This is a genomic window from Candidatus Acidulodesulfobacterium sp. H_13, from assembly GCF_048541835.1.
Lineage (GTDB): Bacteria > SZUA-79 > SZUA-79 > Acidulodesulfobacterales > Acidulodesulfobacteraceae > QIJE01.
Genome location: NZ_JBLEOY010000004.1, coordinates 22,060 through 37,116, shown reverse-complemented (window position 1 = coordinate 37,116; position 15,057 = coordinate 22,060). Strand labels below are relative to the sequence as shown.

Annotated in this window: 17 protein-coding genes; 12 read left to right on the top strand and 5 right to left on the bottom strand. The window is 35.3% G+C overall.

Translation table 11 applies throughout. The annotated features are described in order from the left end of the window. Positions 1-79: 79 nt before the first annotated feature. Positions 80-718, bottom strand: a complete 639-nt coding sequence (locus tag ACMCNP_RS08475; RefSeq protein WP_419316309.1) for an outer membrane protein — start codon at positions 716-718, stop codon at positions 80-82. A gap of 349 nt (positions 719-1,067) precedes the next feature. On the opposite strand from ACMCNP_RS08475, the gene ACMCNP_RS08470 reads away from it, so the two are divergent. Both ACMCNP_RS08470 and ACMCNP_RS08465 read left to right on the top strand, forming a co-directional pair. Next, the gene (locus tag ACMCNP_RS08470) at positions 1,068-2,096 is read left to right on the top strand and encodes a class I SAM-dependent methyltransferase (protein WP_419316308.1); all 1,029 of its coding nucleotides are present in this window, start codon (positions 1,068-1,070) and stop codon (positions 2,094-2,096) included. Between the two features lie 10 nt (positions 2,097-2,106). After that, complete coding sequence (locus ACMCNP_RS08465; protein WP_419316307.1) at positions 2,107-3,384, top strand: Card1-like endonuclease domain-containing protein; 1,278 nt, start codon at positions 2,107-2,109, stop codon at positions 3,382-3,384. Positions 3,385-3,452: 68 nt separating this feature from the next. Here ACMCNP_RS08465 and ACMCNP_RS08460 read toward each other — a convergent pair whose 3' ends face one another. Next, positions 3,453-3,848 carry a secondary thiamine-phosphate synthase enzyme YjbQ gene (locus ACMCNP_RS08460; RefSeq protein ID WP_419316306.1) on the bottom strand — a complete coding sequence of 132 codons (396 nt, stop codon included), beginning with the start codon at positions 3,846-3,848 and terminating at the stop codon, positions 3,453-3,455. A gap of 115 nt (positions 3,849-3,963) precedes the next feature. Between ACMCNP_RS08460 and hgcA the strand changes: the two genes are divergently transcribed. From hgcA to ACMCNP_RS08440, 4 genes are all read left to right on the top strand, one after another. Continuing rightward, on the top strand, positions 3,964-5,052 hold the full coding sequence (hgcA, locus tag ACMCNP_RS08455) for a mercury methylation corrinoid protein HgcA (RefSeq protein WP_419316305.1): 1,089 nt from the start codon (positions 3,964-3,966) through the stop codon (positions 5,050-5,052). Then, the gene (gene hgcB, locus ACMCNP_RS08450) at positions 5,049-5,348 is read left to right on the top strand and encodes a mercury methylation ferredoxin HgcB (RefSeq protein ID WP_419316304.1); all 300 of its coding nucleotides are present in this window, start codon (positions 5,049-5,051) and stop codon (positions 5,346-5,348) included. Before hgcA ends, hgcB begins: the two co-directional genes overlap by 4 nt. Before the next feature lie 61 nt (positions 5,349-5,409). After that, positions 5,410-5,784, top strand: coding sequence for a hypothetical protein (locus tag ACMCNP_RS08445; RefSeq protein WP_419316303.1), 375 nt, complete (start codon positions 5,410-5,412; stop codon positions 5,782-5,784). A gap of 137 nt (positions 5,785-5,921) precedes the next feature. Next, positions 5,922-6,938 carry a zinc-dependent alcohol dehydrogenase family protein gene (locus tag ACMCNP_RS08440; RefSeq protein WP_419316302.1) on the top strand — a complete coding sequence of 339 codons (1,017 nt, stop codon included), beginning with the start codon at positions 5,922-5,924 and terminating at the stop codon, positions 6,936-6,938. A gap of 71 nt (positions 6,939-7,009) precedes the next feature. Here ACMCNP_RS08440 and ACMCNP_RS08435 read toward each other — a convergent pair whose 3' ends face one another. The 3 genes from ACMCNP_RS08435 to ACMCNP_RS08425 form a co-directional block, all read right to left on the bottom strand. Next, positions 7,010-7,360: a hypothetical protein gene (locus ACMCNP_RS08435; protein WP_419316301.1), complete on the bottom strand. Its 351-nt coding sequence runs from the start codon at positions 7,358-7,360 to the stop codon at positions 7,010-7,012. A 166-nt stretch (positions 7,361-7,526) separates the two neighbouring features. After that, positions 7,527-8,270 (bottom strand): sulfite exporter TauE/SafE family protein, encoded by a 744-nt coding sequence (locus ACMCNP_RS08430; protein ID WP_419316300.1) that lies wholly within the window; start codon positions 8,268-8,270, stop codon positions 7,527-7,529. A gap of 14 nt (positions 8,271-8,284) precedes the next feature. Continuing rightward, positions 8,285-8,950, bottom strand: a complete 666-nt coding sequence (locus ACMCNP_RS08425) for an endonuclease III domain-containing protein (protein WP_419316299.1) — start codon at positions 8,948-8,950, stop codon at positions 8,285-8,287. Positions 8,951-9,939: 989 nt separating this feature from the next. On the opposite strand from ACMCNP_RS08425, the gene ACMCNP_RS08415 reads away from it, so the two are divergent. The 6 genes from ACMCNP_RS08415 to ACMCNP_RS08390 all read left to right on the top strand — a co-directional run bounded on the left by ACMCNP_RS08415 (position 9,940) and on the right by ACMCNP_RS08390 (position 15,017). Beyond that, complete coding sequence (locus ACMCNP_RS08415; protein WP_419316298.1) at positions 9,940-10,083, top strand: hypothetical protein; 144 nt, start codon at positions 9,940-9,942, stop codon at positions 10,081-10,083. Between the two features lie 4 nt (positions 10,084-10,087). Then, the gene (locus ACMCNP_RS08410) at positions 10,088-10,273 is read left to right on the top strand and encodes a helix-turn-helix domain-containing protein (protein ID WP_419316297.1); all 186 of its coding nucleotides are present in this window, start codon (positions 10,088-10,090) and stop codon (positions 10,271-10,273) included. Between the two features lie 763 nt (positions 10,274-11,036). Next, a complete protein-coding gene (locus tag ACMCNP_RS08405; RefSeq protein ID WP_419316296.1) occupies positions 11,037-12,614 on the top strand; it encodes a DNA methyltransferase in 1,578 nt (525 codons plus the stop codon). Beyond that, positions 12,614-13,747 carry an AIPR family protein gene (locus ACMCNP_RS08400; protein ID WP_419316295.1) on the top strand — a complete coding sequence of 378 codons (1,134 nt, stop codon included), beginning with the start codon at positions 12,614-12,616 and terminating at the stop codon, positions 13,745-13,747. The genes ACMCNP_RS08405 and ACMCNP_RS08400 overlap by 1 nt, the downstream gene beginning before the upstream one ends. A gap of 47 nt (positions 13,748-13,794) precedes the next feature. After that, positions 13,795-14,235: a hypothetical protein gene (locus tag ACMCNP_RS08395; protein ID WP_419316294.1), complete on the top strand. Its 441-nt coding sequence runs from the start codon at positions 13,795-13,797 to the stop codon at positions 14,233-14,235. Next, a complete protein-coding gene (locus ACMCNP_RS08390) occupies positions 14,235-15,017 on the top strand; it encodes a TdeIII family type II restriction endonuclease (protein ID WP_419316293.1) in 783 nt (260 codons plus the stop codon). The genes ACMCNP_RS08395 and ACMCNP_RS08390 overlap by 1 nt, the downstream gene beginning before the upstream one ends. The last annotated feature ends 40 nt before the right edge of the window (positions 15,018-15,057 follow it).

The window sequence follows — 15,057 nt, the reverse complement described above, 5'->3', positions numbered from 1 at the left end:
TCAATCTCCAGACTCTGATACTCCCCCCTCGCAGCATACATTAGAGTGTGCCGGGAGGGGGGAATGAGAGGAGATAAATTTAGAAGTTATAATCCACTCCTATGGTATAGCTATTTATGAATGATGCTCCAATGTATTGCGCAGATATGCCCCATGTCCTGTTAAACATATATTCTATGCCTGCTCCGTACATTATGCTATGGCTCGTTTCGTTTTTAGAAATTGGAAAATAAGCAGAATAAGCATATGAGTATGGTCCGGAAACTGAAAGGATTGCATGATCGGAATAATCTAGATAGCCCAACTTTACAAAGGGCATTATATTTTTAAATGCATATCCCGCCTTTATCGCCGCAATAAAATAATAGTTCTTCGTGAGGGCACCCTTAACATTATCTCCATACCCATCAAAATTATTTTTAATCCACGTAGTATTGCCCGTATCACCCAGGGTTACTTCCCCGCCGATCACAAACTTGTTAATATTAAAGTTTTTTCCAAAAGACAGGTTTAATGTTCCGACGGAGTGTCCTTTCAGGTTTTCTGGTTTAATCTGAACACCGCCTGCATTAATGCTTAAGTAATAACTGTTAAAATACTTTGTGCCGGCATAGGCTTTTGCCGTCAAAAACATGAATGAAAATACCAATGTCAGCGCCAACACGGCTGCGCTCGTGCTGATGACACGAGTAGAAGCCGATTTACTAAATTTCTTCATTTTATCCTCCTTAATTGTTAAATTTAAATATTGTCATCTTACGATTATCATCATGCAGCAAAATCGGATTTTACTCCATAAAAACAATATTGCTGCAATATTGTTTTTATGGAACCTGCGTCGGTCATGCAGGTATCAGAAATGCATTCACCGTTTTTGATGAACAAAAAAAGTCTATAGTATTAAGAATATTGGAGAATTTGTTTTCCATATCGGCAAAAATATGGGGTCTTATCTTTCTTGACAAATACTGAATTTATGCTATCATCGCTATAAATAGTGTATGGTTTTATTCTTTTCTCGAGATTCGAGTGGTCGTATCCTAATTAGTTAAATAAAGAGGTATCTTATGGAAGTTGAGCGGGACAAATTACGTGAGCAAATTATGCGTCAGGCTCAAGGCGCGCTCAGTATGAGCATTGCATATATCGGTATAGTTAATCGATTATTTGCTCATCTTGCCGATGCAGATTCGGTCTCTCCGAAATGGTTGGCACAAAAAACCGGTATGAATACCGATTACGTAGCGCGTTGGTGTGATGCCGCGTATGCTTTTGAATATCTTGAGCAGCCTGTCGAGAACATATTTGGCTTGACCCCGCTGGGTCATGCTTTTCTCGATGATCAGCCTGGTAATTTGATATCTTTTGCCGTCCAGAGTATGCTGTCGGCGCACATGGCGGAACGCGCCGCCGGTTTGATGCGAACGGGAGAATGCCCCGGAGAAAAGATATTGAACGAGTGGGAGACAATTTTGCCATGGTTCGGACCAATGCTTGAACATATGTTCGGTCCTCTATTAAAAAATGAAATTATCGATCGAGTGCCGGCTTTTAGTGAGGTTGATGCCCAAGGCGGTACGATCATTGATCTGGGATGTGGTAACGGCTGGTATCTGCGCGCAATAATCGGTAGTTATCCGAAGTTGCGCGGTATCGGGCTGGACGGTATCGGGGAAAATATTGATCAAGCAGTTAAAGCGGCAGAACGCGAGGGGTTGACGAATCGTCTTACTTTTGCGGTTGGTGATATATATAATTTTCATGTCGATGAGCCGGCCAATCTTATTGCCATGAATAGGTCGCTGCATCATGTTTGGGATCAAAAGAAAAAAATATTTACCATTCTTCGCGATCATTTGTGTCCGGGAGGATCGGTAGTGATCTGGGAGCCTAACTGGCCATTGGAATATGAAAACTTACGGATACCCGATCGCCGCGCATTAGCCTTCCAAAATTTAAGCGAACATGTATTGGGTAACCATTTTCTCCATGCCGATGAAATAGTTGCCGAGCTTAAGGCTGTGGGTCTTAAGCCTGAGGTATTTTCTATTGCGGGTGGGCGCGATGTGGTCATTACCGGCACGCGAAGCAAATAGGAAGTTATATATGAAACTTTTAATATTGCTGATAAGTAACGAGACGATCCCTAATGTTTTATGCGCATGGCATTTTAAGCCAGATGCTATCTTGTTCTTTACTACCAAGGGCATGGAGAAAGAACATAAAACACAAATTATATTGAACGGCCTAAAAAAAATATCGGATAGTTTTGCATTTTCGGAAGAGAAGAACAATTATTGGTCTGTTACCGTAGATAAAAACTCGGTAATTGATATAAATGACAAATTGGATGATTGGATTAAGAAATATTGGAATGATAGATTTGATGAGATTATAGTCAATATAACCGGCGGTACTAAGTTGATGTCATTAGGGCTTTATACTGGGATTAGAAGTAAAATTAAGGCAGGCAAAGAATTTTCCGATAAAAATACTAAAATTATTTACCTTCCAATAGGAGAAAATAAGGTTCTCTTCCTGGAAGGTAATAGTGCAGGCAGCGGTAGTGCTATAATAGAAGAAAGATTAAACATTGCTGAATTCTTTGAGTCTTCCGGAATACAAATATTGTCTAGAGGTGATGATGCTCGTAAAAATAAGGAATTGGCCGAACTTATAATGAAGCATTACGATACATTGAAGGAATTTTTAACAAAACTCTATGGAAAAATAAATGATAAGGATAATGATAGAAAAAGAGAAATGAAAAAGCAATTTAAAAAACATCATCCTTACGCTATAGATGTTAGTTTTTATCTTGAAACCAATAAACCCGCAAATGATTTTAATGAATGCTTTAACCGTATATTTGAATTTGATTACTTAAATCATCTTGACGCTAAATACGAAAACGATCAAATTACCATAAAGGGAAACCTTGAGAAAGGTGCGTGTGGGTTTTTGAAGGGAGGGTGGCTTGAGCAATTTTGTTTTAATGAGCTTTTAGAATTAAAAGATGAGAAGATCTTTGACGATGTTAACATTAATGTCAGTGTGCGGAATACTTTAGGCGCCGAGACCGAAAATGAATTTGATGTTTTGTTTACGTGCAATAATGCGCTATATATGCTGGAATGCAAATCTCTGAATCAAGAGTATGATAATAAAACGGATATACTTTATAAAATTTCTGCATTACAGGTAGACTTGGGACGGCTCACTGCCAAGAGTTTCCTTGTCAGTACGTCTGAAAATATTATAGATGAAAAAGGAGAAATAAAAGAATACCTCGAAAAGCGCGCCAAACTATTAAAGTGTGTTATTATTAAACCCGACAATATAATCAATCTTAAGGATGAGATTAAAAAAAAGCTAAGCGTATAGATAAAAACATTGCCCGCTTTGCTTGGCAATATAAAACCCTTATACTTTGCAGACTGTAGTAAATAACACTAAATAAATGTTAAATTTATATTTCTTTGCCGCGGCCCATCGAATTCACAAAGAAAAATACCCTCCCATCTTCCAAGATTTAATTTATTATTAGAATAGGGTATAATTCTTGAGTTGCCGATTATAGACGATTTTATGTGGGCAGCTGAATTTCCCTCGCAGTGACGATAATTAAGTTTTTTCGGTACTAAACTGTCCAAAAAATTATTTATATCGAAAGCTGCGTCTGCATCATATGCCTCATTAATAATAATACCGGTGGTCGTGTGAGGGGAATAAATTATGCATATTCCTGCAGTCTTAGAAGAGTTTAAAACAAAGTTTCCGATTGTTTTAGTAACGTCGATTAACTCTGTCCTTTTATTTGTTTTGACCGAAAAAGTATAGGTTTCCATCTTTTTGGTTTACCTTAAATGTTTGTTTTTATACGTATAACTATATAGCATAACATATTTTTTCATATATTTAAAAATCTTGACACGGCAAATTAATCGGCTATATAATAGACGTATGAGCGTATATTCATATAAAGACATTTACAATGAAAGTTTGAATGTGACGGATTGTTGCAATAAATCTAAACAACCTGTTCTTGTAAAAACATCATCCGATTGGTCATTGTCCGATTATTTAGGTTCGTTTAAATGTAGAGTAAGCAATTCATTCAGAATGAAATATGGGGTTGAGCCGGCTCTTTATTTATTAGGCGTGCCTGACGACGAATCGGATGTTTTTGTGAGCGCTAACTATAAACTAAGTTTTGATATTCTTAGGAAGGCGTTGGAAGGTTTGAGCGTATGGATATTAGTTATAGATACTAAAGGAATAAATGTATGGTGCGCTGCCGCAAAAGGAACATTCGGCGCCAAGGAATTGTCTATGCGTATGAATGAGGTTGGGCTTGCCGATATCGTGAATCACCGAAGGATAATTGTACCTCAGCTTGGTGCGGCAGGTATTAGTGCCGGCGCCGTTTTCAAGCATACGGGCTTTAAAGTGTGTTTTGGTCCGGTTTATGCAAAAGATATTAAAGGATACTTAAGTGCCGGCAGAAAAAAAACCCATGAAATGAGAAGAATTAATTTTTCAATGACGGATAGGCTTATTCTTACCCCTATAGAGATAATCCCATTAATTAAAAAATTTCTTGTTTTTACGGTAATAATTCTATTATTTTTCGGTCTTCGACCTTCGGGTATTTTATTTGAAAATGCATGGTTGTTGGGTAAGCCGTTTTTGTTACTGGGATTAGGGAGTATTATCGGGGGTGCATTTATAACCCCGATTCTTCTGCCGTTTATTCCTTTTCGTTCTTTTGCCCTCAAGGGTTGGATGATCGGGATTTTGTTAACCTTAACGACGATATTTTCTTTCAATATACAAGAGCAAAAAAATATTTTAATTTTTATGGCGGAGATTATTTTTTTCCCGATGGCGAGTTCTTATTTGGCGCTGCAATTTACCGGTTCAACAACATTTACAAATATATCGGGAGTCAAAAAAGAGTTAAAAATTGCATTGCCTGTTTATTTTGTTTCGGCATTAATATCAATAGTACTAATGTTAATATATAAAATTGGCATATTAGGGGTTTTATGAAATATCTAAAAAATGTATCGAGTCTCAGTTTTTTTCCTGACAATTGTATAAATTGCATGACCTGCATTGATGTCTGTCCTCACGGGGTATTTTTCATAGAAAATAAAAGGGTTGCGGTGTGCGACAAAGATTCATGCATGGAATGCGCTGCCTGCATTCTGAATTGTGAATATGGAGCTATTACCGTAAATTATGGCGTAGGATGTGCATCTGGTATAATAAACGGCATGATATCCGGCGGAACGCCTTCGTGCGATTGCGACACAGTTCGTCATTCGTCGAATGTTGTTGAATAAGGTATTGTTCAAATTTTAATGCAGGAATAGAATATATTAAGGATTATAAGGAGGTATTAAAATGAAGACGCCAATTTGTTTTACATGCGGCTGTTCCCTCGTAAGATTGGGCATTACTAAGGAGAGTGCGGTAACGCGGAAATACCGAGAAAAAGAATATTTGTTCTGCTGCGACGGATGTGCTGTTATGTTCGAAAAAAATCCCGAGGCACTGCTCAAGGAGACTGCTGATATAGTCGTGTGTCCAAGTTGTTTAGCGGAAAAACCGATAGGTCAAACTGTGAAAATCAACTATCGGGGCGAGAGGCTTAATTTTTGTAAGTGTCCGCATTGTATGACTGTTTTTCAGAGAGATCCGGAATACTATGTAAAACGTCTATCCGGCGAAATCGAATTTTCCGGTATTTTTTCTGAAGGACGAGGATGTTGTTCGTAATATATGGAGAAGACATATAACAACGTTGTATACTTGTTCGTCTTTTAGGCGCTTTTGAAAAACAATCTGAGTTTCTGCCTGAGCGAAGGAAAATATAATAGGAAAGTTTGGAATAAGTGAGGTTATTTATGAAATGCATGGTGTTAACGAAAATATCAGATTTAAGAGTAGATAAGAACCCTTTATCTTATAAAGAAACCGATGTTCCAAAGATTAATAAAACCGAAGTTTTAATAAAAGTAAATACATGCGCGGTATGTCATACCGAGTTGGATGAAATAGAGGGCAGAATCAAACCGATTAAGTTGCCGGTTATCCCCGGACATCAGATAGTCGGTATGGTAATCGAAATAGGGAGCGAAGTAAAAAAACTTAAAAATGGAGATAGGGTGGGGATCGGCTGGATTAATTCGGCATGCGGTAAATGTGTTTATTGTAAGAGCGGATTTGAAAATTTATGTCCGAATTTTGTGGCAACCGGCAAGGATATAGATGGCGGTTATGCCGAATATACGAAAATAAGCGAAGATTACGCCGTTCCAATTCCTGAAAGGTTTACCGACGAAGAAGCCTCGCCGCTGCTTTGCGCAGGTGCCGTGGGATACAGGGCATTGAAGTTAACCGGCGTTGAGGACAAAATGAATTTAGGGCTTCTCGGATTCGGGGCATCTAACCATTTGGTCCTAAAAATAGCAAAAGCCGTTTATCCTAACTTAAAACCGTTTGTCTTTGCAAGGTCGGAAAAGGAAAGAGCGCTCGCCAAAGAGCTTGGGGCATACTGGTGCGGCAACATTGAAGAAACTCCGGCGGAAAAATTAAATGCGATTATAGACACTACGCCGGTCTGGGTGCCGGTCGTGAAAGCAATGAGAAATTTAAAGCCGAACGGCAGACTTGTTATAAATAATATCAGGAAAGAGGACATTGATAAGGATGAACTCGTAAACATAGATTATTCAAGAGATTTATGGATGGAAAAAGAGATAAAATCAGTTGCAAACGTTACTTTTAACGATATAAAAGAGGTTTTAAACATCGCTGATATTTACGATATAAAACCAGCATATCAACTATATGACCTTATGGATGCCGATAAGGCTGTAATGGATATAAAAGAAAAAAGAATCAAAGGGGCAAAGGTCTTAAAGATATAGTAATAAGCGTAATATGTTAGCAGGTTGCCCCATTTAAAAGAATCAATGTCCAAGTATTGTCGTAAAAAACGTCAAAACGTCAGTGGTTGATATCCGTCTGCCATGAATGATGCTATCGCTTGACCGGCATGAACAAGCTCTATCTTTTTATCCGTTAATATTTGGCTGACACCGTATTCCTCGGCCACAAAGATACATGCCTGAGGGGCAATGCCGTTTGCAAGTACCTGTTTGTAAGCCTCGAGAATACCCTCGTCGTCGGTCTTCGCGATAAGATCTTCTCCCGGACCGAAGAATACTAACTGCACATCTTCAAAAGCCCCGCTGTTTTTTGTTCTCCACGCAATGGTAAGGCCTAATTTGACTTTTATCGGATCGTCAGCACCGGATAGAATAATTATCAAAGCCTTTGCTTTTGCCATAAATCATCCTCACTCTGAAATTTAATTGATTTTTTGCAAAACTAAGCAAACTCAATTATAGCATGGCAAGCCAATCTCGGTCAATTTAAGTTATAATACGAGATTATCAAAACGGGATAACATTTTACAGTACCTTCTGACCTTCAAAAAAGTCTGATAATACGGTTCAGAAGATAGAATGCAATATTAAGGCTGTCGCCGCTAATGATAAAATTATCATTACCATATAATAAAATGTTTTTTGGTTTATGACGAAATGAAACTTATTGCCTAAAAAAAGACCTATCAATACGGGTGGTATTAGAACAGCGGACAGCTTTAATGCCTTGAGGGTTAAGAGTCCTAGAAAGGTATAAATAAATAGCCTAAAAACGCTGTCTGTGATCGCAACTATTTGAAATGTTGCTCTAAATGTGCGTTTTCCATGATGTTTCATTTGCAGGTAAGCCACTATAGGCGGACCGCCGCCACCGTACAAACTGCCTATGAATCCACCTAAAAACCCCAAGGGTACACCTATGGTATTTTTTACGTAGGGAAGTTTATCCTGTTTAATGCTCATGGCATATATTACATATGCCAGAATAAAAATTCCCAGAAAGATGGTTAGCTTTTGCGGGTCTGCGTATTTTAATATATATGCTCCGAATAAAAGCCCGAAAACGGTTGCTGGAAGCAGGTATGAGAGGTCGTTCCATTCAACTTCCTTGAAATCATAAGCCCCTAGTAAAATACTACCCAAAAAATCAAGTACGAAAACTGCCGGAACGGTTATACTTATCGGGATAAATATTGTCAATAGCGACACAGAAATCAATCCGGAACCGAAACCTATAGTAGCCCTAACGAAGAAAGCTATCAAAACTATTACGATTCCCGCTATTATGTCAAATGTGGATATTGGGTGCATAACGTATTTTATACTTACAATTTTTTTAAGGGGCAATCATCACATTGAGGAGTTTTTTTGCAAAACATCTTTCCCGTTTTTACTATTAGGGCATGATATTCGTTGCATAAGGAGACATTTGTTTCATCAGGGGAGATATTAGCCATAAAGAATCCCTGTATATTCTTATATTTTTCCTTTGAGGCGTTTTCGATTATATTATGTCTTTCGAGTATTCTTCTTGTATATGCATCTATTACGAATACCGGTTTTTTTAATGCGTATAAAAGAATACTGTCCGCCGTCTCTTCGCCTATACCGAAAATAGTTAAAAGCTTTTCTCTCATTACGTATGTGTTCTCTCTTTTCATCAAATCTATGGAAAAATTATATTCTTTTTTTGCAAAATTTATGAACGCCTTAATTTTTAACGTCTTCTGATTGTAATATCCGGAAGGCTTAATATACTCCTTTAATAAATCGGAATCAATTTTATAAATGGCTTCAAAGGATAAAAGATTGCGTATCTTTAAGCTGTTTATAGCTTTCTCGACATTTGTCCATGCGGTATTTTGCGTTAGTATGGCGCCTATCATGACCTCAAAGTCTGATTTTGCAGGCCACCAGTTCATCGGTCCGAATTTACTGAACAAGATGTCGTAAATTGTCTGTAAAATGTTACCCTTATTTTTTTTGGTCATTTCTTGTCGGTTTATTTAAATTTTATCTCAGGTATTATAGAATATGCTGAGCCCTATTGACAGACATATTTTAAAAAAGTTTAAGGTGTACTCTTCTAATCCGCATTGTCTAAAGGAGTAAGGCATTCAATGTATTGATGAAACCGTTCCTTATGGTAAAACATGAAATATCTCTTAATCCCTTTCTTTAGTTCTCCCATAGTTTCATATGATTTCAAATAGATGTCTTCATACTTCAGACTCCCCCATAATCGTTCTGTATGGATATTGTCCAATCCAACTTTGTTTAAGAATCTCTTGAGGTACCACAAGATTCCAGTCAAAAATAAAACGACCGGATCTTCGCTTGCTTCGCTCCAGATAATAAGAATGCTTCGGACGAAGAATTTAAGTAAGACAAAGAAAGAAGAAATGCAATGAAGGCAATTAGTGCTCCGAAGCTATTCTCTCTTGCCGCATTGCAGTAGGAAGCAAACATGATATTGGGATTATCGGCACGGAAAACACTTAACATAGTCCGAAATTTGTATGAGGCGCACTGCAACAAAGGCAAACTGCAAAAAGCTGCGCAAAAAAGGTGGACGCGCAGCAAGATACCTATCCTAAATCGGCGGCAGACATTGTTATTGCAGGATCTGTTGCGGGCGGCGTATATCGCCGTTCAGCGCGGTATACAGCGCCTCAAAATTTGCCGTACATGCGCTGGCTGAAGACCTGCGGCGCTAAGTCTGCTCTAAAGGGGTTCGCGTTTTATTGGTTGAGTCGGGGATCGTATTGAGTGGTTTTCAAGCGGGTGCAGAAATGGTGCAGAATTTCAACGATAAATTTGGACAGCTTTTAATCGGAGATGACGTGGCAAACGCTATCCATTATATTGCTACCCAGCCGCCACATGTGCACATAAGCGACATTATTATCCGCCCTACGCGCCAAGATCATCCATGATTGCAACAAAGCATAGCGTTGTGAGATAAAACCCGGGGGGATGTATGGATTTAAAATTAAGTGGCCGGACATGTCTTGTTTCAGGTGCAAGTTCAGGAATTGGCGCAAGACATCTATTTATGAGATTTTTCGGAATTAAAACAAAAATTACCGAAAGAGCGTTTATGGAATCCATCATTCTATATTGAGGCCATGGGATATATTTCTAAAAATACTATTGGAATATATATAAAATCAGAAAAGGAGATGAAGTTTAAAGGCCATAAATATCGTCTTTACTCTAATACGGAACAGGCTCACGAACTAAATAAGCAGTTTGGATGTTCTCGTTTTGCTTGGAACTATTTTCTTGACTTGAGAAGATCTATTCGTCATTGAACTGAAAAAGATATATATAAAATTCCTCAAAAAAACTTTTGAAATATCTGAGATTCACAAAAAAAAGAAAGAGCCGTCAATCGGTTTTCACACCACAGCACTTCAAAAGCGATAATAACAAATTATTTATATCTAAAATATCATCATGTATAAAAATTTATTTGCATAGATCGCTTGATGGTATTGCGAAAACTTTAACAATACAAAAAACATCCTAAGTTGTTACGAATATCCGGAAGAAAGTTAAAAAAACTTCATCAATAATTATCACGATGGAAATGCCCTAAATACGCACAACCCGCGACAAGGACATAAACGTTTTATAGATAAAGTAGGAAAGGCATGCCCCAACTTATACCTGCAGAGAGAGTGACATCTGTAATAACGATCTTATTGATGAAGTAAGTTGCGCCATAGTTTTGCAACGCATATACTTGCGCAAATGACCGATTTAAGGTATATTTAAAAGTTATTAGGGGAACATAACAGTTTAAAAACGACAGAGATTTACGCTCGTGTATCCAAAAAGATAATTAGTAAAATCAGAAATTAGGTGGATGACTCTTTTAAATAGAAGGTAATACAAGATGATGATAAAAGAAATATATAAACGATTGTTCTTATATGCTTAAATTGGCATGACAAGAACAATACGCATACATAGGCGTTAGGCAAAATTAGGACGAATGGCAGATGTCAGCAAATAATTTAGGCAACAAGAAAAAATGATTGTATTTTTGTTGTATAAAATAGGAAGATAAAAATGACAGAATTATTATCAATAAAAGAAGCAAGTAAATGGGCAAGTGAACACTTGAAAAAGAATGTTACTACTTCTAACATCTCATATTTAATTCAATACGGGAAAGTTAAGAAATATGGTAATAATGGGACAACTGCTGTTAACAAATATGAATTAATCAGCTATTATAAAAGTTACAACGGACAAAGAGAAACAAATTGGCGGGAAAAGCTTGGTAATGATTTAAATTGGGCTTTGTCATTTGATAATTTAAAAGAAAAAGACACTACAAAACATATTAATAGATTACACCCTTACAAAGGAAAATTTATACCACAATTGGTTGAATATTTTCTTGATAATCACACCGATAATTTTAAAAAAGAAGTTTATTTTCAAAAAGGCGATATTATTTTAGACTCGTTTTCCGGAAGTGGCACAACAATGGTTCAAGCTAATGAATTGGGTATGCACGCAATTGGGGTAGACATTTCGGCATTTAATTCATTAATTGCAAATGTAAAAGTTGGGAAAGTTGATTTTCAAGATTTAAACAGTGAGTTAAAGCGAATAACAAATGTTTTAAAAGAATTTATTTCTCAAAATAAAAATGCACAATTTGAAAGTGAATTGCTTGATAAATTAAATGTTTTTAATAAGAAATATTTTCCATCACCGGAATTTAAAATTAAAGTTCGCAAAAAAGAGATAACAGAAAAGGAATACACGACCAAAAAAGAGAGTGAATTTTTGCAAACTTTTGAAAAACTTATAAAAAAATATGATTTAAAATTAAAGCAAAAAAACGAAAACAATTTTCTTGAAAAATGGTATCTCGAACCTATTAAAAATGAAATAGATTTTATATTTGAGCAACTGAAAAAAATTAAAAACCCAACAACTAAAAAAATAGTTACAATAATTTTAAGTAGAACTATTCGTTCTTGCCGAGCAACAACCCACGCTGATTTGGCAACACTTAAAGAACCTGTTATAACTACTTATTATTGCGGAAAACACGGAAAAATATGTAAACCTTTGTTTTCAATATTTTCTTGGTGGGTTAGATACAGCGAAGACACAGTTGAAAGGTTACAAGAATTTGAAAAATTAAGAACAAACACTTATCAAATCTGCTTACAAGGTGATGCAAGAAATATTGATATTCTTTCGACTCTTGAAAATAAAAATCCCGAATTTGCAAAATTGGTTAAAAAACAAAGAATAAAAGGGATATTTTCAAGTCCGCCATATGTGGGGTTAATAGACTATCACGAACAGCACGCTTATGCTTATGATTTATTTGGTTTCAAGCGAAACGATGAATTAGAAATAGGTCCACTTTGCAATGGACAAGGAAGAGAAGCAAGAAAATCATATATTGAAGGAATCGTTAAAGTTTTAAATAATTCAAAGCAATATCTACAAGATGATTACGATATTTTCCTTGTTGCAAATGACAAATACAATATGTATCCGACTATTGCAGAAAAATCTGGCATGAAAATCGTCAATCAATATATGCGCCCTGTTTTAAACAGAACAGAAAAAAACAAATCAGCTTATGCTGAAATAATATTTCATCTAAAGGAAAAATAATGGATAGAGTAACTAAAAATTTAGTTTCTGATTTTTTAAACAAATATGAACTAAAATCAAAAGATAATTCTTTTGATTTCGAAAGGTTTGCAAATTATTCAATATTGAAAAATCTGTTTAACAATGATTTTCAAATTGATGAAATATCAACTGGCAAAAACCAAGGAATTGATGGTATTGCTATTCTTGTAAATAATCAGTTTATAACAAACATAAATGAAGTTCGAGATATTATTGAGGAAACCAAAATATTAGAAGTTAAATTTATGTTTACTCAATGTAAAACTTCACCAAAGTTTGAAGGTTTAGAAATAGGTAATATGTTTTTCACAATTAAGGATTTCTTTTCAGAAACACCAAAACTACCAATGACATCAGAGGTGAAACACAAATTTGAAATAAAGGAAGAACTTTTTAAAAACTTCCAGTTAATGATTAATGGTAGCCCAGATGTTTTTATGTTTTATGTTTCTCTTGGAAAATGGCAAGATGATGCAAGTTTGAATGCAATTATTGACAGAAACAAAGAAGAGATTTATGATACTGGTGATTTCAAAAAGATTGTTTTTACTCCTTATGATGCAAAATCAATTCAAAAGTTGTATAGAAAAACATTAGAAAAAAGTTCTGCTGAATTTAGTTTTGTTTCATCTCCTGTAAATCTACCAGAAATTCCCAATGTTGAGGAAGCATATATTGGATTATTAAAATTTTCAGAGTTTAAGAATTTAATACTTAACGATAATGGAGATATAAAAAATGTATTTTATGATAATGTGAGAGATTATTTAGGAGACAATCCAATCAATAAAAAAATTGATTCAACATTAAAAAATAATGATTTTGCTATATTTTCTCTTTTAAATAATGGAGTTATTATTGTATCTGAAAACAAAAATGCAAATAAAGGGAATCGATTTTCAATCAGCAACTATCAAATTGTAAACGGTTGCCAAACAAGCCATACATTGTTTAATAATAAAGATTCAAATGGGATAAATGAACTCCAAATTCCTGTGAAGTTAATTTTTACAGAAGATGAAGATGTAAAAAGTTTAATAACTGTTGCAACCAATAGTCAAACAAGTATTACAGAAGAACTGGACAATGTAGCACCAACCAAACAATTTTAAAATCAAAAGTTGTTTCTATAAAGAATCAAATAAAAGCTATTTCTTCGATGTTTTTAAATTCACCACATTTAGCATCTGGATATTACGGTAAATTATTTAAAACAATACAAAAGGAAATTTTTGAAGAAAATCACGAATTTATACCATATTACACAAGCAGTTATTTTCTTTATCGATTTGAAAGATACATAAGAAGCTCTGAGGTTGATAGAATTTACAATAAGGCACGTTATCATATAATGATGCTATATCGTATAATCATTAGTAATGAGAAAGTTGTTGAATTGAATAATAAGAGCATTATAACCGTATGTGAGAAAATAATTAATTCATTTGATTCTTTTGAATCATTCAAAGAAGTCTTTGATAAAGTTATTTTCCTCCTCAATAAATCGGAAATTGATATAGACAATCCAAAATCTCTTTATCAAAAAAGTAATACAGAGATTTTAATAGATACTTTTAACAATAACAAAGGGAATTTATAATGGCATTATCAAAACAACAAATACAATCAGTAGAAGATACTATAAGAAATAGTTTGAGAAATAAATTTAAAACTTATAATCCTGAGCCGGCTGTAATGCCATTTCACGCAAGATTATTAGGAAAAGACAGACTTGCACTATATTCTTTTATTCATTCCTTAAATACAAATTTTGGAACTACTATCTTTGAACCGGTTGCAGTTTCCTTGGCTTCAAGTAGATTTAAAGTTGCTAAACTTCAAATGAAATCGGGAACACAAATAAGCGAAAAGGCACAGTATGAAATTCAGAGAATAGTGGACGAACTAACTGCTGCAAATAAGAAACCGGATAAACAAAAAGAGATAGAAATAATTCGTAAAGTATGCCAAAAGGGAGAAATGCGAACTGTAAAACCTGCAAGAGTAGATGTTTATCTCGAAAGCAACAATGATGAGATATATTTATTTGATATAAAAACAGCCAAACCGAACAAGGGCGGATTTAAGGAGTTTAAAAGAACTCTTTTGGAATGGGTTGCCACTGTTTTATCAGAAAATCCAAATGCAAAAATAAATACATTAATTGCTATTCCTTATAATCCGTATGAACCCAAACCATACAGTAGATGGACAATGGCGGGGATGCTCGATTTGGAACAAGAACTAAAAGTTGCAGAAGAATTTTGGGATTTTCTTGGTGGTAAAGGAACATATGATGATTTGCTTGGTTGCTTTGAGAGAGTAGGAATTGAATTAAGAGATGAAATTGATGATTACTTTAAAAGATTTAAGAATGAATAACTTTGCCTAACAATGTATATAAGTCATTGGGCGAGTGGTG